This window comes from Streptomyces sp. BPTC-684, from assembly GCF_030028635.1.
Lineage (GTDB): Bacteria > Actinomycetota > Actinomycetes > Streptomycetales > Streptomycetaceae > Streptomyces > Streptomyces noboritoensis.
Window position 1 is genome coordinate 6,898,971 of sequence record NZ_CP124863.1, and the last position, 19,690, is coordinate 6,918,660.

The 19,690-nt window shown below is 71.9% G+C and carries 11 protein-coding genes (1 of these 11 running past the window's edge); 10 read left to right on the forward strand and 1 reads right to left on the reverse strand.

The window, feature by feature from the left end; translation table 11 throughout:
• From QIY60_RS30715 to QIY60_RS30755, 9 genes are all read left to right on the forward strand, one after another.
• Positions 1-1,094, forward strand: partial view of a non-ribosomal peptide synthetase gene (locus QIY60_RS30715; RefSeq protein WP_283145437.1) — the 3' portion only. It extends 6,478 nt beyond the left edge of the window; 1,094 of the gene's 7,572 nt are visible here — the last part of the coding sequence; its start codon lies beyond the left edge, outside the window; it ends in the stop codon at positions 1,092-1,094.
• Complete coding sequence (locus QIY60_RS30720) at positions 1,091-10,270, forward strand: non-ribosomal peptide synthetase (protein WP_283145438.1); 9,180 nt, start codon at positions 1,091-1,093, stop codon at positions 10,268-10,270. The genes QIY60_RS30715 and QIY60_RS30720 overlap by 4 nt, the downstream gene beginning before the upstream one ends.
• An 85-nt stretch (positions 10,271-10,355) precedes the next feature.
• Complete coding sequence (locus tag QIY60_RS30725; protein ID WP_283145439.1) at positions 10,356-10,607, forward strand: acyl carrier protein; 252 nt, start codon at positions 10,356-10,358, stop codon at positions 10,605-10,607.
• Position 10,608: 1 nt separating this feature from the next.
• A complete protein-coding gene (locus QIY60_RS30730) occupies positions 10,609-11,832 on the forward strand; it encodes a beta-ketoacyl synthase N-terminal-like domain-containing protein (RefSeq protein ID WP_283145440.1) in 1,224 nt (407 codons plus the stop codon).
• 4 nt (positions 11,833-11,836) lie between these two features.
• Positions 11,837-13,093 (forward strand): hydroxymethylglutaryl-CoA synthase family protein, encoded by a 1,257-nt coding sequence (locus QIY60_RS30735; RefSeq protein WP_283145441.1) that lies wholly within the window; start codon positions 11,837-11,839, stop codon positions 13,091-13,093.
• Positions 13,081-15,300 carry an enoyl-CoA hydratase/isomerase gene (locus tag QIY60_RS30740; protein WP_283145442.1) on the forward strand — a complete coding sequence of 740 codons (2,220 nt, stop codon included), beginning with the start codon at positions 13,081-13,083 and terminating at the stop codon, positions 15,298-15,300. The genes QIY60_RS30735 and QIY60_RS30740 overlap by 13 nt, the downstream gene beginning before the upstream one ends.
• Positions 15,297-17,156, forward strand: a complete 1,860-nt coding sequence (gene fabD / locus QIY60_RS30745) for an ACP S-malonyltransferase (protein WP_283145443.1) — start codon at positions 15,297-15,299, stop codon at positions 17,154-17,156. The genes QIY60_RS30740 and fabD overlap by 4 nt, the downstream gene beginning before the upstream one ends.
• 532 nt (positions 17,157-17,688) lie before the next feature.
• Positions 17,689-18,291 carry a sigma-70 family RNA polymerase sigma factor gene (locus tag QIY60_RS30750; RefSeq protein ID WP_283145444.1) on the forward strand — a complete coding sequence of 201 codons (603 nt, stop codon included), beginning with the start codon at positions 17,689-17,691 and terminating at the stop codon, positions 18,289-18,291.
• Positions 18,281-18,607, forward strand: coding sequence for a hypothetical protein (locus QIY60_RS30755; protein ID WP_283145445.1), 327 nt, complete (start codon positions 18,281-18,283; stop codon positions 18,605-18,607). Before QIY60_RS30750 ends, QIY60_RS30755 begins: the two co-directional genes overlap by 11 nt.
• Before the next feature lie 194 nt (positions 18,608-18,801).
• Here the strand turns inward: QIY60_RS30755 and QIY60_RS32820 are convergent, their stop codons facing one another.
• A complete protein-coding gene (locus QIY60_RS32820; RefSeq protein ID WP_349253970.1) occupies positions 18,802-18,936 on the reverse strand; it encodes a VWA domain-containing protein in 135 nt (44 codons plus the stop codon).
• A 333-nt stretch (positions 18,937-19,269) separates the two neighbouring features.
• Here QIY60_RS32820 and QIY60_RS30765 point away from each other — a divergent pair, with 333 nt between their 5' ends.
• Entirely contained in the window at positions 19,270-19,563 is a 294-nt protein-coding gene (locus QIY60_RS30765; RefSeq protein WP_283145446.1) for a DUF6191 domain-containing protein, read from the forward strand.
• The last annotated feature ends 127 nt before the right edge of the window (positions 19,564-19,690 follow it).

Here is a 19,690-nt window from a genome sequence, read left to right on the forward strand (position 1 = left end):
CGTGCGGTCTGGCGGCGGAGGCGAAGGAGGAGACGTTCACCTTCTACCGCCACAACACCGTCATCTCCAGCAGCGTCACCACCGCCGAGCAGGCGCACGAGATGGTCCGCTCCTATCTGCGCAACCAGGAGGAGCTGACCGAGGACGGCACGGTCGCCGGTGACGAGCTGGTGGCCGAGCTGGTCGACGCGCGCCTGGACAGCGAGCGGTTCACCTGTCAGCTGCGCACTTTCTCGGAGATCGTCGCCGAGCAGGGCCTGGACCGCATCGACCTGCTGAAGATCGACGTGGAGAACGCCGAGTACGAGGTGCTCAAGGGCATCCACTGGCGCGACTGGCCCAAGATCCGCCAGCTGGTGGTGGAACTCCACGACGTGGACGGCCAGTTGGAGAAGGTGGAGACCCTGCTGCGGGCGCTCGGCTACCGGGTGGTCAGCGAGCAGGACAACCGGCTGCTCCAGGGCACCCCGCTCTACAACGTGTACGCGATCCGCGAGGAGGGCGCCCGCGCGCCCGAGTCCGGCGAGCAGCAGGCCGCGCCGCGCTGGTCGGCGCGCACCCCCCTGCTGGACGACGTCCGCACAGCCCTGGCCGAGGCCCTGCCCGAGTACATGGTCCCGGCCGCCCAGGTCCTGCTCGAAGCGCTGCCGCTCACCCAGAACGGCAAGCTGGACCACCGGGCGCTGCCCGACCCCGAGAGCACCCGCGGCCGGGGCGAGCGCCTTGTCGCGCCCCGCACCGGGACCGAGCGCGCCGTCGCGGCCGTCTGGGCCGAACTGCTGCACACCGACGTGGAGCAGCTGGGCGTGGACAGCAACTTCTTCGCCCTCGGTGGCAACTCGCTGCTCGTGACCCGGCTGGTGAACCGCCTCAAGCAGCAGAGCGGCGCGGACCTGCCCATCCAGGTCGTCTTCGACGCCCCGACGCTCGCCGGCATGGCCGCTGAGCTGGAGCGACATGCGCCCGCGGGCGGGGAGGAGGGCCTGCTCGACGTGGATAGGATCCGCGAGAGCCTCGGTCTGATCGAGAGCATGAGCGACGAAGAGCTGGACGCTCTGGAAAGCCAGAACCAGGAAACCCGGGGCCGACGATGACCACTGTGAACGAAGACAGCGCCGACCTGATCAAGAAGATCAGGTCGCTGCCCGCCAAGCGGCAGCGCGCCCTGATCGCGCTGCTGCGCAAGCAGGGCGTGGACCTCTCCGCGCTCGACACCATCCCCAGGCACCCCCGGTCCGCGACCGAGCCGGTGCGGCTCTCCTTCGCCCAGCAGCGGCTGTGGTTCCTGGCCCAGCTGGACGGGACCAGCGCGTACTACAACATCCCGATGGCGCTGCGGCTCAGCGGCCCCCTCGACCGCCCCGCGCTCCAGCGGGCGCTGGCCGAGATCGTCCGCCGCCACGAGGTGCTGCGCACCCGGTTCGTGGAGCGCGACGGCGTCCCGTACCAGGAGATCGGCGACGGCGGCGACTTCGCCGTGGCCTACGAGGAGCTCGACGACCCGGCCGAGCTGGCGGGCGTGTGCGAGCGCGAGGCGGTCGCGCCCTTCGACCTGGCGCGCGAGTCTTTGATCCGGGTCCGCCTGCTGCGCGAGTCCGAGCGGGCGCACGTCCTGCTGGTCACCATGCACCACAGCGTCTGTGACGGCTGGTCGCTCGGCGTCTTCTTCCGCGACCTGGTCGCGCTGTACGAGGCGTACTGCGCGGGCGCCGAGTCGCCGCTCGACGAGCTGCCGGTCCAGTACGCGGACTACGCGCACTGGCAGCGCCAGTGGCTGGTCGACGAGGTGCAGGAGCGCCAGGTCGGCTACTGGAAGGAGCGGCTCGCCGGGGTCGACGCCCGGCTGACCCTCCCCGCCGACCTGCCGCGCCCCGAGATCAAGACGTACCAGGGCAGGCACGAGCGGTTCAGCTGCCCGCCCGAGCTGCTGCGGCGGCTGCGCGAGGTGAGCGAGCGGCACGACGTCACGCTCTACATGACGCTCCTCGCGGTGTACGCGCTGGCCCTGCACCAGTACACCGGCCAGAGCGACATCGCGGTGGGCACTCCGGTGGCCAACCGCAACCGGTTGGAAGCCGAGGGCCTCATCGGGTTCTTCGCCAACACCCTGGTCATGCGCACCGACCTGTCCGGCGACCCGTCCTTCCCCGAGCTGCTCGCCCGGGTCAAGGAGGGCGCGCTGCAGGCCTACGACCACCAGGACGTGCCGTTCGAGGCGGTGGTGGACGCGCTGAACCTGGAGCGCAGCCTCAGCCACTCGCCGGTCTTCCAGACCATGTTCGTGCTCCAGGAGGCGCAGTCCGAGCGCGAGGTCCGGCTCGGCGCGCTCGACGTGTCGCTGATCGAGTTCGACTTCGACATCACCAAGTTCGACCTCACCCTGGATCTGCGCGAGACGCCGGACGGGCTGGTCGGCGCGGTCGAGTACACCACCGCCCTCTACGAGAGCGCGACCGTGCGGCGTTTCATCGCCCACTACACCCGGTTGCTCGCGGCCGTCGCCGACGAGCCCGGCGCACGGATATCCAAGCTCTCCGCGCTCGACGAGGCCGAGCGCCACCAGGTCCTCACCGGGTGGAACGACACCAGCCACCCCTTCTCCGACGAGAGCTGTCTGCACGAGCTGTTCGAGGCGGCGGTGGCGCGCCACCCCGAGCGCACCGCCGTCGTCTTCGGCGCGGACGCGCTCAGCTACGCCGAGCTCAACGCCCGCGCCAACCGCCTCGCGCACGCCCTGCGGCGCCACGGCGTCGGCCCGGACACCGTGGTCGGCCTGCGCATGGAGCGCTCGGCGGAGATGGTGGCCGCGATCCTCGGCATCCAGAAGGCGGGCGGCGCCTATCTGCCCATCGAGCCCACCCATCCCGCCGAGCGCACCGCGTACGTGGTCGAGAGCTCCGGCGTCGAGGTCGTCCTCACCCAGCCGCACCTGGACACCGAGGCGGTGTCCGGGGTGAAGCACCTGCTCACCGTCGACGCCGAGGGACGGGTCGCGCACGCGGGCGAGGAGCTCACCGGCCTCGGCGAGGACAACCTCGACGCGGCCGAACTCGGCCTCAACGCGGGCCACTTGGCGTACGTCATCTACACCTCCGGCTCCACCGGCCGCCCCAAGGGCGTGATGATCGAGCACCGCGCGGCGGTGAACCGCATCGAGTGGATGCAGCACACCTACGACCTGGGCGAGGACGACGTCGTCCTGCAGAAGACGCCGTTCAGCTTCGACGTGTCGGTGTGGGAGTTCTTCTGGCCGCTGATGGCGGGCGCGCGACTGGTCGTCGCCGAGCCCGAGGGCCACAAGGACCCCGCCTACCTCGTCTCCCTCATCCGCCGCACCGGCGTCACCACGCTGCACTTCGTGCCGTCGATGCTCCGCTCGGTCGTGGAGGAGGCGGGCTGGGCCGACTGCGCCTCGGTGCGCCAGGTGTTCTGCAGCGGCGAGGCCCTGCCCGGCGATCTCTGTGCCCGGCACTACGCGCTGCACCCCGCCCCGCTGCACAATCTGTACGGCCCCACCGAGGCGGCCGTCGACGTCAGCCACTGGACCTGCCCGGCCGACCGGCCGCTGCGCACGGTCCCCATCGGCAGCCCCATCCACAACATCCAACTGCACGTCCTGAACGAGGCGTTGAAGCCGCGGGGCATCGGGTGCGTGGGCCAGCTGTACATCGCCGGGGCCGGGCTCGCGCGCGGCTACCTCAACAACCCGGACCTGACCCGCGAGCGGTTCGTGCCCAACCCGTTCGACGGTGCCCCGGGCGCCCGGATGTACCAGACGGGCGATCTGGTGCGGCGGCTCGCCGACGGCACCCTGGAGTTCCTCGGGCGCCTCGACGACCAGGTCAAGCTGCGCGGCCACCGCATCGAGCTCGGCGAGATCGAGCACCGCCTCGCCCAGCACCCCGCGGTGCGCGCCTGCGTCGTGGTCGTCCGCGAGGACAAGCCCGGCAGCCCGCAGCTGGTGGCGTACACGGTCCTGGAGGGCGAGCTCGCCGACCACCGGACCGAGCTCGCCGCGCACCTGGAGCGCGCCCTGCCCGACTACATGGTGCCCAGTGCCTTCGTGGTCCTGGACGCGCTGCCCGTCACCGCCAACGGCAAGCTCGACCGCAAGGCCCTGCCCGCCCCCGGCATCGACGCCTACGCCCAGCGCGCCTACGTCGCCCCGCGCCCCGGCACCGAGCAGCTGCTCGCGGACGTCTGGGCCGAGCTGCTCGGCTTCGACGGGGAGAAGATCAGCGCCGAGGACAACTTCTTCGCGCTGGGCGGCCACTCGCTGCTCATCACCGTCCTGATCGCCCGCCTCAAGGAGCACGGCCTCGCCGTCACCGTACGGGCGGTGTTCAACGCCCCGACGCTGGCGCTGCTCGCGGCGGAGATCGACAGCGCGGAGGCGCGCGCCGACTTCGCCGTCCCGCCCAACCTCATACCGGAGGCCTGCGAGCGGATCACCCCCGCGATGCTGCCGCTGGTGGACCTCACCCAGGCGCAGCTCGACGCGGTGGTGGCGACCGTGCCCGGCGGGGCGCCCAACGTGCAGGACGTCTACCCGCTGGTGCCCTCGCAGGAGGGCATCCTCTTCCATCACCTGATGGATCCCGACAACGACCCGTACGTCATCCCGATCCTGCTGGCCGCCGAGGACGCGGCCGCCGGGGACGCGTTCGCCGCCGCGCTCCAGTCGCTCGTCGACCGGCACGACGTGATGCGCACCGCCGTGCTGACGGCGGGGCTGCCCGAGCCCGTCCAGGTCGTCCACCGCACCGCCCAGCTGCCCGTCGAGCACGTCACGCTCGACCCGGACCGCGACGCCGAGGAGCAGGCGCGCGCCCTGCTGGAGCAGCCCGGGCGGATGACGCTCGGCCGGGCCCCGCTGCTGAAGCTGGCGATCGCCCAGGACCCGTACTCCGCACGGCGGTTCCTGCTGCTGAGCGCCCACCACCTCATCGAGGACGCGACCTCGCTGCGCCTCATCCTCGACGAGCTCGTCACCCACATGTCGGGGCGGGTCGACCGCCTCGCGCCGCCCGCGCCCTACCGCGACTTCGTCGCCCACACCCTGCACCGGCTGGCCTCGGACGACGCCGAGGCGTTCTTCCGGGAGCGGCTCGGCGACGTCACCGAGTCGACCGCGCCCTTCGGCCTGAGCGATGTGCGCGGCGACGGGCGCGGGGTGCGCGATCTGCGCCGCTCGCTGGCGCCGGGCCTGACCCGCGATCTGCGCGCGGAGGCCCAGCGGCTGCGCACCAGCCCGGCAGCCCTCTGCCACGCGGCCTGGTCCGTGGTGGTGGCGGCGTGCAGCGGCCGCGACGACGTGGTGTTCGGCACCGTCCTGTCGGGCCGCCTCCAGGGCGTGCCCGGCGTGGAGCGGATGCTGGGCAACTTCATCAACACCCTGCCGCTGCGGGTGCGCCTGGCCGGGCGCACCGTGGGCGAGCTGGTCGCCGAGGTCGACTCCGCGCTCAAGGAGCTGATCACGTACGAGCAGAGCTCGCTGATCGCCGCCCAGCGGTGCAGCGGCGTGGAGGGCGACGTCCCGCTCTTCAGCTCGATGATCAACTTCCGGCACTTCGAGCCCGGCCGCGACGACGACGCCCCCACCGGCACCGACGCCCAGGGCGTGCGCTGGCTCGGCTCGGTCGACCGCACCAACTATCCCGTAGGCCTGTCCATCGACGACATCGGCACCGAGCTCTCCCTCAACGCCCAGGTCGACGCCTCGCTGTCGCCCGACGCGCTCATCGGCTACCTCGAAGCGGCGCTGACCGGCATCGTCACCGCGCTGGCCACCGACGGCGGCGCGAGCACCGAGGCGCTCGCCGTCGACATCCTGCCCGCGCCCGAGCGCCGCCGGCTGCTCACCGACTGGAACGCCACCGCGCACCCGTATCCGCAGGACAGCTGTCTCTTCGAGCTGTTCGAGGAGCAGGTGGAGCGGCGGCCCGACGCCGTCGCCGTCGAGCACGGCGCCACCGTGCTCAGCTACACCGAGCTCAACGCCCGTGCCAACCGCGTCGCCCACGAGCTGCGCGAGCGGGGGGTCGGCCCGGACACGCTGGTGGGACTGTGCGCCGAGCGCTCGCCCGAGCTCGTCGCCGGTCTGCTCGGCATCCTCAAGGTGGGCGGCGCCTATGTGCCGATCGACCCCGGCTACCCCGAGGCCCGCATCCGTACGCTCATCGAGAGCTCCGGCGTCACCCTGGTGCTCAGCCAGTCGCATCTGCCGGGCGCCGTGCTCGACGGCACGGACGTGCTGCACCTGGACACGGGGGAGCGGGCGGCGGACGGCGTCCAGGTCCTCGCGGACCGCCCCGACCACAACCTCTCGCGCGCCGAACTCGGCCTCACCCCGGACCACTTGGCGTACGTGATCTTCACCTCGGGCTCCACGGGTGTGCCCAAGGGCGTGCTCGTCGAGCAGCGCGGTGTGGTGCGGCTGGTGCGCAACCGGGAGTACTTCCCGACCGACGAGCGCACCGTGGTGCTGCACCACTCGTCGATCTCCTTCGACGTCGGCTCGCAGGAGGTGCTCGGCCCGCTGCTCAACGGCGGCCGGCTGGTGCTGCACGACGGCGACTCCAAGGACGTCGGACAGCTCCTGGACCGGGTGGAGCGCTCCGGGGTCACCATGATGGCGCTGTCGGCCGCGTTCCTGCCCGCGTTCGCCGAGGCCTCCCGCCACCGCACGCTGCCGCTGGCCTATCTGGGCGTGGGCGGCGAGGCGTTCTCCGCCCGCGACGTGCGCACGCTGTACACGGCGCACCCGGGCCTGACCGTCGTCAACGCCTACGGCCCCACCGAGAACAGCATCGCCTCCACCTGCCACGAGATCCCGCGCGACCTGGCCGAGGACGCGCCGATCCCGATCGGCCGCCCCATCGGCCAGGCCACCGCCCACGTCACCGGCCCCGGACTGCGCCTTGTGCCGTGCGGGGTGGTCGGCGAGCTGTGCGTGGGCGGCGCGGGCGTGGCGCGCGGCTACCTCGGCAACCCCGCGCTGACCGGGGAGAAGTTCGTCGCCGACCCCTTCTCCGACGCCCCGGGTGCGCGCCTGTACCGCACCGGCGACCTGGTGCGCCGACTGCCCGACGGCGCCCTGGAGTTCGTCGGCCGGATCGACGACCAGGTGAAGGTGCGCGGCTTCCGCGTCGAGCTCGGCGAGATCGAGAGCGCGCTGCACACCCACCCCTCGGTGCACAGCGCCGTCGTCACCACCCGCGACAGCGGCGACACCAAGAAGCTCGTCGCCTACGTCCGCCCCACGGACGCCTGGCTGGACACGGCCGCCGAGGAGCAGAACGCCGAACACCTCGGCCAGTGGCAGAAGCTCTTCGAGGACCAGTACGCGGCGGCCGACGACGCGACCGCCGACGCCACCGACGCCGAGCTCAACCTGGTGGGCTGGAACAGCAGTTACACCGGCGAGCTCATCCCCGAGCACGAGATGCGCGAGTGGATCGACGGCACGGTGGCCCAGATCGAGGAGCTGCGGCCCCGGCGCCTTCTGGAGATCGGCTGCGGCACCGGACTGCTTCTCTACCGCTATGCGGGCGCCTGCGAGTCGGTGCACGCCGTCGACATCTCCGCCTCGGCGCTCGCCGGGGTCGAGCGCGGCGCCGAGCGGCGCGGCTGGTCGCACGTCACCCTGAGCCAGGGCGACGCCCTGTCGGTGACGGCACCGGAAGGCACCACGTTCGACACGGTCGTCCTCAACTCCGTCGTCCAGTACTTCCCCAACCGGGTCTACCTGGAAGAGGCCGTCGCCCGGATCCTGCCGCTCGTCGAGGACGGCGGCCGCATCCTGATCGGCGACGTCCGCAACCTCGACCTGTTCTCCGCGCACCTCGGCGCGATGGAGCGCAGCCGTACGCAGGTGCGCACCCCGGCCGGGGCGCTCGCCGCCCAGGTCCAGCGCCGCCGCCGCCAAGAAGGCGAGCTGCTGGTCAGCCCGACCTTCTTCGCGGGCCTGGGCGAGCGCTTCCCGGAGCTGGGCGCCGTCGACCTGATGGTCAAGCGGGGCCTGGGCGACAACGAGATGCTCAGCTACCGCTACGACGTGGTCCTCACCAAGGGCGCGAGCGCGCCCGCCGAGCCGCTGCCGTGGCTGGAGGCCGACTCGCCGCAGGCGCTGCGCGCGCTGCTCGCGGGCGAGGTGCCCGAGCGCTTCGGCGTCACCGGCCTGACCAACCCGCGCATCGAGGACGACGTCCTGGTGGCCGAGGGGCTCACGTGCTGGCCCGCCAACCGCCAGGTCGACCCGCTGCCGGGCGGCATCCGCCTGTCCGCGGCGGCCACCGAGCGGGTGCGCGAGCTGGAGGCGGCCCTGCGCCACGCGGAGGAGCTCGGCCACCGGGTCGCCGTGACCTGGTCGCAGGACCGCCCCGACGGCCTCGACCTCGTCCTCGGCAAGGGGGAGCTGCCCCGGGTGCGGGCGCGCGGCGCCTACCGCCGCCCGCGGCTCGCCAACGCCCCGCAGGTGGCCCGGATGGGCCAGGCCATGACCCGGGTGCTGCGCGAGCACCTGTCGGCCAGGGTGCCCGAATACATGGTGCCCAGCGTGTTCGTGGCGCTCGAAGAGCTGCCGATCACCACCAACGGCAAGGTCGACAAGAAGGCGCTGCCCGCCCCGGACGAGAGCGACGTCCACAAGGAGGTCTACGTCGCCCCGCGCACCGGGACCGAGCGGACGCTGTGCCGTCTGGTCGAGGACGTGCTGGGTCTGGGCCGGGTCGGTCTGGAGGACGGCTTCTTCGAACTGGGCGGCCACTCGCTGCTCGCCACCCGGCTCACCATCCGGGTCAAGCAGGAGACCGGCAAGGACCTTCCGCTCCAGGTGATCCTGGGCGGCGCCACCGTCCAGGAGATGGCGGCGGCCCTGGAGTCCCCGGCGGACGGGCCGGTGGCACTGCCGCTGCCCGCGCCCGGCGCGAGCGCCCCGAGTGCGCCGCTCTCCCTCCAGCAGAGCGAGCTGTGGTTCCTCGACCACCGCGAGCACCTGGGCACGGCGTACGACAACGTGCAGATGGCCTACCGGATCGTCGGCACCCTGGACCGCGCCGCCTACGCCCGCGCCTTCGAGGCGCTGGTGGCCCGGCACGCGGTGCTGCGCACCAGCTATGTCCTGCGCGACGGGGCCTACGTCCAGCAGGTCAACGACGCCGGCGGCTTCGCCGTCGCCTTCGAGGAGATGCCCGGGGACGCGGCGGCCGCCGAGTGGCTGCGGGCCGAGCGTGCCCGGCCGTTCGCGCCGCAGGACCGCCACATGCTGCGGGTGCACCTGCTGACGCTGTCGCCGCACGAGCACATCGCCGTCGTCACCCGCCCGTGGGGCATCTTCGACGGCTGGTCCACCGGCGTCTTCCTGACCGAGCTGAACACGGTGTACGCGGCGCTGCGCCGGGGCGCCGAGCCGGAGCTGCCCGAACTGCCGCTCCAGTACGCCGACTTCACGCACTGGCAGCACCGCGCGGTCGACGCGGCGGAGCTCGCCCGGCAGGAGGCGTACTGGCGCGGTCAGCTGGCCGGGCTGCCCGCCTGCCTCTCGCTGCGCACCGACTACCGCCGCCCCGCCGTCAAGTCCCACCGGGGCTCGACGGTCGCGGTGAACGTCCCGGCCGAGCTGCTCGTACAGCTGCGGCGGTACGGCCAGGAGCGAGGCGTCACGCTCTACATGACGCTCCTGTCGGCGTTCGCGGTGCTGCTCGGCGCGTACAGCGAGGACCGCGAGGCGGCCATCGGCTCGCCGGTGACCAACCGCCCGGACCCGGCCCTGGAGCAGTTGATCGGCTACTTCATCAATGTGCTGGTGCTGCGGCTCGACACGGCCGGGGAGCGGAGCTTCGACGAGCTCCTGGCCCGGGCCAAGCGGATCACGGCCGAGGCGCACGAGCACAAGGACGTGCCGTTCGCGCGGCTCGCCCAGGAGCTGGTCGCCGAGCCCGATCCGGCGCACTCGCCGCTGTTCCAGGCGATGTTCAACCTGATCCCGGCGCCCGCGCCGACGCCGCCGGGCGAGGAGGCACCCGTGCCGGAGTTCGCCACGCTGCCGGTCCCCTCGGACGCCGGGGTGGCGAAGTTCGACCTCAACCTGGTGGTGCGGGAGACTCCGGCGGGCCTGAACGGCTATCTGGAGTACAGCACCGATCTGTTCGCGCGGCGGACGGCCGAGCGGATGGCCGCGCTGTACGAGCGGCTGCTGCTGAAGATCGTCGCGAACCCCGGGGCGGACCTGGCCGAACTACGGGCGGCCGCGGCCGACGCGGAGCTGTGACCGGCCGTCCCCCTGCCCCGTCCCCACCGATTCCTGTTCCCGTGTTCCCTCTGTTTCCCCTGTTTCCCCTAGTGATGGTGTGACTATGAAGAGCGAAGAAATCCTCCCCCTGATCCACGAGGCGATCGTCGAGGTCCTGCCGGAGCTCGACGGGCACGACTTCCAGGAGACCGACTCGCTGGAGGCGCTCGGTGCCAACTCGATGGACCGCGCCGAGATCGTCATGATCGTCCTTGAGGCGATGAACCTGGAGATTCCGCTGGTCGACACGTTCGGCCCGCAGAACCTGGGCGAGCTCGCCCGGCACCTCGCCGACAAGACCGAGGTGGCCCGCTAACGTGCCCGAGATCGCCGTGACCGGGCTGGGGGTCACCACGGCCGTCGGCCAGGGCAAGGCCGCCTTCGCCGAGGCGCTGTTCACCGGGGCGCACCGGTTCGCCGTCATGGAGCGGCCCGGCCGCCAGGCCGACACCCGGTTCGTCGGCGCGGAGATCCCCGCCTTCGCGCCGACGAACCGGCTGGCCGCACGCGAGCTGCGGACCGTCTCCCTGACCGGCCAGGTCCTGCTGGCCACCCTGGAGGAGGCGTGGAGCGAGGCGCGCCTCGACGAGGTCCCCGCCGAGCGCATCGGCCTGGTCGTCGGAGGCAGCAACCTCCAGCAGCGCGAGCTCACCCTCGCCCAGGACCGCCACCGCGCCAAGCCCCGCTTCCTGCGGCCCAGTTACGGAATGTCCTTCCTGGACACCGATCTGTGCGGGCTCGCCACGGCGGCCTTCGGCATCCGCGGCTTCGCCCACACCGTGGGCGGGGCCTCGGCCAGCGGCCAGCTGGCGGTCATCGAGGCGGCCGAGGCGGTGGCGTCCGGCCGGGTCGACGTGTGCGTGGCGGTGGGCGCCCTGATGGACCTCTCGTACTGGGAGTACCTGGGCCTGCACGCCATGGGCGCGATGGCGCCGGAGTCCTGCGCCGAGGCGCCGGAGCTGGCCTGCCGTCCGTTCGACGCGGGCCGGGGCGGCTTCGTCTTCGGCGAGGCGTGCGGCGCGCTGGTCGTCGAGCGCGTCGGCGCCCGCCCGGCGCCCGCCGAGCCGTACGCGGCGCTGACCGGCTGGTCGGTCCAGCTGGACGGCAACCGCAACCCGAACCCGTCCCTGGAGGGCGAGGTGCGGGCGATCGGGCAGGCCCTGGAGCGGGCCGGGCTGACGGCCGCCGACATCGACTACGTCAACCCGCACGGCACGGCCTCGCCGGTCGGCGACCGTACCGAGGCCGACGCGCTGCTGGCCAGTGGGCTCACCCGGGCCCGGGTCAACGCCACCAAGTCGATCACCGGGCACGGACTCACCGCGGCCGGGGCGGTGGAGGCGGTCGCCGCGCTGCTCCAGATGCGGCACGGCAGGCTGCACCCCACCCGCAATCTGGTGGAGCCCATCGACGACCGGCTGCGCTGGGTGCGCGGCGAGGCCGTCGAGGCCGAGGTCGGCCACTGCCTGAGCCTGAGCATGGGATTCGGCGGTATCAACACGGCACTTTGCATGAGCAAGTGCGAATCACGGAGAGCGTAAGGTCATGTCCCGCGTCGGTATCGAAGCGATGAACGTGTTTGGCGGCTCGGCAGTGCTGGACGTCGAGGCACTGGCGCAGCACCGGGGGCTCGACCTCCCGCGCCTGGAGAACCTCCTGATGAGGGAGAAGACCGTGGCGCTGCCCTTCGAGGACCCGGTGACCTTCGGCGCCAACGCCGCCCGGCCGCTCCTCGACCGGCTGAGCGCCGAGGAGAAGGACAGCATCGAGCTGCTGATCACCTGCACCGAGTCGGGCATCGACTTCTCCAAGTCGACCAGCACCTACCTCCACGACCAGCTGGGCCTGAGCCGCAACTGCCGGATGTTCGAGCTCAAGCAGGCCTGCTACGCGGGCACCGCCGGGTTCCAGATGGCCTGCAACTTCATCCTGTCGCAGACGTCGCCGGGGGCGAAGGCGCTGGTCATCGCCACCGACATCTCCCGCTACCTCCTTGAGGACGGCGACGAGGCGGCCGCCCAGGAGTGGGCGTACGCCGAGCCCAGCGGCGGCGCAGGCGCGGTCGCCATGCTGATCAGCGACACCCCGCACGTCTTCCAGCTCGACGTGGGCGCCAGCGGCTACTACGGCTACGAGGTCATGGACACCTGCCGTCCGGCCCCCGACAGCGAGTCCGGCGACGTCGACCTGTCCCTGATGTCGTACCTGGACTGCTGCGAGCAGTCCTACCGGGCGTACGAGAAGAAGGTGGCGGGCGCCGACTACCGCGACTCCTTCCAGTACCTCGCCTTCCACACCCCCTTCGGCGGCATGGTCAAGGGCGCCCACCGCACGATGATGCGCAAGGTCGCCAAAACGAAGGGCGCCGAGATCGCCGAGGACTTCGAGCGCCGGGTGATGCCGGGCCTGGAGTACTGCGGCCGCGTCGGCAACATCATGGGCGCGACCGTCTTCCTGTCGCTGGCGAGCACCGTCTGCAACGGCGGCTTCGACGCGCCCCGGCGCCTGGGCTGCTTCTCCTACGGGTCGGGCTGCTGCTCCGAGTTCTACAGCGGCGTGGTCACCCCGGACGGGGCCGCCCGGCTGAAGGAGATGGCCATCGGGGCCCATCTGGACGGCCGCTACCGGCTCTCCCTGGACGAGTACGACCGGCTGCTGAGCGACCGCGACTTCATCCGCTTCGGCACCCGCGACGCGGCCGTCGACCAGGACCTCGTCGCCGCGACCGGCAACGGCAGCGGGCCCCGGCTCGTCCTGCGGGAGATCAGGAACTACCACCGGGAGTACGCATGGGTGGGCTGACGGACGGACCGGCCCCCACCACGCTGCGGCTGCGCGAGCAGGGCACCACCTGGTACGTGCGGATCCACCGGCCCGAGGCCGACAACGCGCTCAACGAGACCCTGGTGCGCGAGCTCACCGAGGTCCTGACCCGCGCCTCGCGCTCGTCCGCCACCGTGGTGGTGCTCGAAGGGCTGCCCGAAGTGTTCTGCTTCGGCGCCGACTTCGGGGCGATCGGCGAGGCGGTACGGGAGGGCGGGCGCACGGCGGCCGACCCCGAGCCGCTGTTCGACCTGTTCCGCCTCCTCGCGTACGGCGACTTCCTCTCGGTCGCGCACGTGCGCGGCAAGGCGAACGCGGGCGGGGTCGGCCTGGTCGCCGCCAGCGATGTGGTGATCGCCGACGAGAGCGCCACGTTCAGCCTCTCCGAGCTGCTCTTCGGCCTGATACCGGCCGTGGTGCTCCCGTTCCTGATCCGCCGCACCGGCTTCCAGCACGCCCACTACCTCGCCGCCACGACCCGCACCGCCGACGCGGCGCGGGCCTGCGAGTGGGGGCTCGTCGACGCGTACGGCCCGGACAGCGAGGCGCTGCTGCGCACCCACCTCCAGCGGCTCGGGCGGCTGTCGAAGAAGGCGGTCACGCGGTACAAGGCGTATCTGCGCGAGCTGTCGCCGGTGACCGAGCACGCCAAGAGCGCGGCGCTGGCCACCAACCGCCTGGTCTTCGAGGACCCGGAGAACGTCCGGGCCATCCAGCGGTACGCGGAGGAGGGCGTGTTCCCGTGGGAGGCGGCCCCGGCCGAGCCCCTGGACACCACACCCCAGCCCGTCGAAACCCCCCGACCCACCGAGGCCCCCATGCAATTCACCGTGCCGCCCGAGGCACTCGGGAACGCGCGGTTCCGCGAGGCGCACGGCGTCCGGTACACCTACGCGGCGGGCGCGATGTACAAGGGCATCGCCTCGGTCGAGCTGGTCACCGCGATGGGCCGGGCCGGGCTGCTCTCCTTCTTCGGCACCGGCGGCCTCGGCCTGGACACCATCGACGACGCCCTGACCCGGATCCGCCGGGAGCTCGACCAGGGCCAGGCGTTCGGCGTGAACCTGCTGAGCAACCCGCAGGAGCCCGACCTGGAGATGCGCACCGTGGAGCTGTATCTGCGCCACGGCGTGCGCACGGTCGAGGCGTCCGCCTACATCCGCCCCACGCAGCCGCTGGTGCGCTACCGGCTCGCCGGGCTCTCGCGCGACGCGGCCGGAAACGTGGTCCAGGACCACCACATCGTCGCCAAGGTGTCCCGCGCCGAGGTCGCCGAGCGGTTCCTGCGGCCCGCGCCGCCCGAACTCGTACGGGAGTTGGTCGAGCGCGGCCTGGTCACCGCCGAACAGGCGGAGCTGGGCGCACGGCTGCCGCTCGCCCAGGACCTGTGCGTCGAGGCCGACTCGGCGGGCCACACCGACGGCGGCAACGCCTATGTGCTGATGCCCGCCATGCGCGCGCTGCGCGACCGGATCGGCGAGGAGGAGGGGTACCCGGAACCGGTGCGCCTGGGGGCGGCCGGCGGCATCGGCACCCCGGAGGCGGCGCTCGCCGCGTACACCCTGGGCGCCGACTTCATCGTGACCGGGTCCATCAACCAGTGCACGGTCGAGGCGGGCACCAGCGACGCCGTCAAGGACATCCTCCAGGAACTCGGCGTCCACGACACCGACTACGCGCCCGCCGGGGACATGTTCGAGGTCGGCGCGAAGGTCCAGGCGGTGCGCAAGGGGCTGTTCTTCCCGGCGCGCGCCCAGAAGCTGTACGAGCTGTATCTGCGCCACGACTCGCTCGACGACCTGGACGCACGGACGCGCACCACACTGGAGGAGAAGTTCTTCCGGCGCTCCATCGACGAGGTCTGGGCGGAGACCCGGGCCCATGTCGCCCGGCGCTTCCCGGAGCGGCTCGCGGAGATCGAGCGCAGCCCCAAGCAGAAGATGGCGCTCGTCTTCCGCTGGTACTTCGTCCACTCCACCCGCCTCGCCATGGCGGGCAGTACGGAGCAGCGGGTCGACTACCAGATCCACTGCGGCCCGGCCATGGGCGCGTTCAACGCCTGGGTGCGGGACACCCCGCTGGAGAAGTGGCGCGAGCGCCGGGTGGCCGCCGTCGCGGAGCACCTGCTGCGGGAAACAGCGGCCCTGCTGGGCCAACGGCTCGGAACGTACGGGAGTTACTCATGAAATCGGTCTACGTCTTCCCCGGCCAGGGCTCGCAGCACAAGGGCATGGGCGCGGGTCTCTTCGAGAAGTTCCCGGAGCTGGTGGCCCAGGCCGACGCGTGCCTGGGCTACTCCATCGAGGAGCTCTGCCTGCGCGACCCGGACAAGGTGCTGGCCAGGACCGAGTACACCCAGCCCGCGCTGTACGTGGTCAACGCCCTCACCTATCTGGACCGTACGGCGGGCGGCGAGCTGCCCGACGTGGTGGCCGGGCACAGCCTGGGGGAGTACTGCGCGCTGTTCGCGGCCGGTGCCTTCGACTTCCTCACCGGGCTCCAACTGGTGCGCAAGCGCGGCGAGTTGATGAGCCGGGCGCCCAAGGGTGCGATGGCGGCGGTCGTCCGCCTCGACCAGCGGCGGGTCGACGAGATCCTCAAGGACCTGCCGTTCCGCAACCTCGACATCGCCAACATCAACTCGCGCGTGCAGTGCATCGTCTCCGGCGAGTACGACGAGGTGTTCGCCCCCGAGCTGCGCACCGCCTTCACCGACGCCGGGGCCGCCTTCATCCCGCTGAACGTGAGCGCGGCCTTCCACTCGCGCTGCATGACGCAGGTGGAGGAGGAGTTCGCCCGCTACCTCGCCGGGTTCGAGCTGCGGGAGCTGACGATCCCGGTCGTCGCGAACTACACGGCGCGCTACTACCCGAAGCAGGGGTACGCGGAGTATCTGACGCGCCAGATATCCAGCCCCGTGAAGTGGTACGAGTCCATCTCCTGGCTGATCGGCCAGGGGTACCGCACCTTCCACGAGATCGGCCCCGGCCGGGTCCTGGCCAAACTGACCGACCAGATCCTCAGGGACCCGCTGCCGCTGGCCGAGGAGCCCCCGGCGCCCGTGGTCAGCGCCCGGCCGCGTACCGAGCTGGTGTTCATGTACGGCGGCCAGGGCACCCAGTACCACCAGATGGGCCGCGAGCTGTACGACACCCACCCGGCCTTCCGCCGCACCCTGGACCGCTGCAGCGCGGCCCACCGGGCGGCGGGCGGCGCCTCCCTGGTGGACGCGGTCTACGACGACGCGCGCAAAGGCAAGGAGTACGACTCCGTCCTCACCACGCACGCGGCGCTCTACAGCATCGGCTACAGCCTCACCGAGACCCTGCGAGAGGAGGGCGTGCGGCCCGACGCGGTCCTCGGCCACAGCCTCGGGGAGTACATCGCGGCCACCGTCGCCGGGTCGATGGACTTCGAGGACGGGCTGCGGCTGGTGATGCGCCAGGCCCGGCTGCTGGCGGAGCGCGGCGACGGCGGCGGCATGCTCAGCGTCCTGGCCACGCCCTCGCTCTTCGCGGACCGGCCCGACCTGTTCGGCGCGGTGACCCTTGCCGGGGTCAACTACGACGGCAACTTCCTGGTGAGCGGCGCGGCGGACCGGCTCGCCGAGCTGCGGGCCGGTCTTGACCGGGAGGGCGTGATCGCCGTGCGCCTCCCGGTCCGCCAGGCCTTCCACTCCCCGCACCTGGACGTCATCCGCCCGGACGTCATGGACGCGGCCCGGGCGGTCCCGCTGCGCTCCGCACGCCTGCCGCTGTACTCCGCCACGCACGCGGCGACCGTGGACCCGGGCGCGCCGGAGCACCGGGAGAACTACCTCTGGGACGTGGTCCGCGAGCGCGTCCGGTTCGACGAGCTGATGGCGTCGGCCTTCCCGGCGCCCGAGCGCCACTTCTTCGTCGACCTGAGCGCCAGCGGTTCGTTCGCCAACTTCCTCAAGCACGGCTACGGCCCGTCCCACCGGGGAGCGCCCGCGATCAACCAGTTCGGCAACAACACGGCTTCCCTGCGCAGGCTCCGCGAGTCGCTGCCCCAGGAGTGAGCCGACGGGCGGCGGCCGCCGTGCCGTAGGGCTAACGCTGCCGTTCCACGGCCGACAGCATCTGTCGGTCGTGGTCGACACGGTGGAACTTCCCCCGCTCCAGCTGGTGATGGGGAACGCTGAGCACGGCGAGGCCAGCCGCTTCCCGTTCTCGTGTGATCAGCTCCCAATCGACAGCCGCGTGGCCCGCAGACTCCAGGCACAGCGGGTTCACGTCCCCCGACGCATCACTCCCGCGCACCAGAAGCCTTGTTGGCGCGGCCACCTTGGCTGCACTGTCACCTGGTGGGTCACCGCCGGGCTCGACCGTGGCCTGTGGCTCGTACGCGCCAAGGCGCCCCGAACTGCCGGTCCGTGGGCAGGGGTGAATCCTTTCGTGCCCACCGCGCCTCTTATGGGCGTGCGGACGACCGTGTCCGCCCCGTACTCCACCAGGAGGGCCTCATGACCACCGTCGTCATCGCCGCCGCGGCCGCCGCGCTGCTGCTCTGCGCGTGCACCGTCACGCTGCTGCGCCGCCGGAGGCGTCAGCGTGGCTGACCGCACCTGGCCCGGCGTGACCCTGGTCGCCGCGGCGCAACGCGGCGACGTCGCAGCCCTCACCGCACTGGTGGACGGCTCCTACCCGCACGTGCACCGGTTCGCGCACACACTGTGTGCCACACCCCAGGACGCCGAGGATGCCGCCCAGGAAGCGCTGATCATTCTCTACCGGAAGATCGGCATGCTGCGTGCCTCCGGGGCGCTGGCATCGTGGATGTTCCGTATCGTCCGCAACGAGTGCCTGCGCCGCAGCCGCGCACTGCTCCGCCGCGGACCGGCCGACGAGCCCGGCCGGCTCGGCACGTCGGGCCGGGTTGACGCGTCCGGCGGCGCCGCAAGGTCCGCGGAGGAGGATGTCCTGCTGCGCCTGGAAGCCGAACGCGTCGCGGCCGCCGTCGCCTCCCTGCCCGACGACCAGCGGCAGGTGCTGGTCATGCGGGAAATCCAGGGCCTGCCCGGCCGCACGGTCGCCGACCGGCTCCAGCTGAGCAACGCTGCGATGAAGTCCCGCCTGCACCGGGCCCGTTCGGCGGTACGCGAGGCACTGCGCGACGAACCGGCCGCAACGAGGGGAACCGACGATGACGCATGACCCGACCACGGCGACACGCACCGCCACGCCCGGTTCCGCCGATGCACGCGACGCGCCGCCGCGCGGCGGCTTCGCCGGCGTCACCGTCCCGCGCCATCTGGCCCGCGGTGCCGTCGGGTTCGGCGCGCTCGCCGGATCCCTGGCCCTGCTGCCGGTTACCGGCCCGGCGAGCCTGCTGCTCGCCCCGGTAGGCCTGATCGCGCTGCGCGGCTGCCCGATGTGCTGGGCGATCGGCCTCGTGGAGACCGTCTCGGCCGGACGGCTGCGGCGGTCGTGCGCGGAAGGGAGGTGCGACCTGACCCGCGCCAGGCCCTAGCCCTGTAGCCGCACCGTCATCCGGATCCCGTCCCGTGCCCACAGTACGAACCATTCCATCGTTGTCACTTCGTGCCCGGGCACGGGTGGGTCTGCTCCGGAAGAAACCGCTCGTCGTGCCGTGCCCGGTGCTCGAGCACCTGGCCACGCGGCTCAGCGTGGAGGGCCTGTCGGGGGTGCCGGCTGGATGGCGGATCAGGCGGGCAGTTCATCGATCCGCAGGTCGGGCAGTCGGGCCGATTCCGTGGCAAACGCCCAGACCTGCTGCGTGCCGTCGTCCTCCAGTTGCGCGGCCACGGCGGCCATCTGCTCCACCACATCGGCGACCACACCCTCGCGGTAGAGACTGGTTCATCGGCTCTGAGGCGTCGAGGGCCAACACCACCCGCGCTCTGGCGCCCTGCGCGACCGTGCTTGGTGAGGCAGACGGCGACCTGCTGCTTGCGCAGATGAGGTCGTTGTCGTCACGGACCCATCCGTCCTCAGCTCGGCCGCGTTCCTCCTGCCGACGGGGCGACACGAGGTGGAGGCCGATCAACTCGTGCGGTTTGCCCAGGATATTGGCGCGGCAGGCGGCCGACTCCCCACGGTGGGGGTTCCAGCAGGGCTGGCGATGATGACCCCGACTACCGTTGCCCCATCTGCTTCGTGGAGACTCGTTCCATGGGAATAGCCCTCTTCATGACGCTGCCGGGTCTGGTCCTCGCACTGGTTGCGATGATCTTCATCGACCAGATCCGCGCCCGGCTCGGGCGCGCCCCCCAACGCGGCCGGGTATCGGCGACCGGCTTCGAGCAGCTGCAGACCGTCTTCTCGGCGGGCAAGGAGAGCGAGCTCAAGGAGCGGCAGAGTGCCCTGATGCTCAAGGACGACGAGGAGGACGGTGCCCCGCCGCACCGCAGCACGGTCGACCTGGACAGCGGCCAGGCCGTGATCCGCCTGCCGAAGCAGCCCTGACGCCGGCCGGTATCCCGGCCCCGAGAGTGTCCAGGTGAACAGACGCGAAACCGCGCTCTACCGCGCAGAGTTGCTCGACTGTCCCGCCCCGTTGCCGGAAGAGGGTACGTCGGCATGGTTCGCTCCG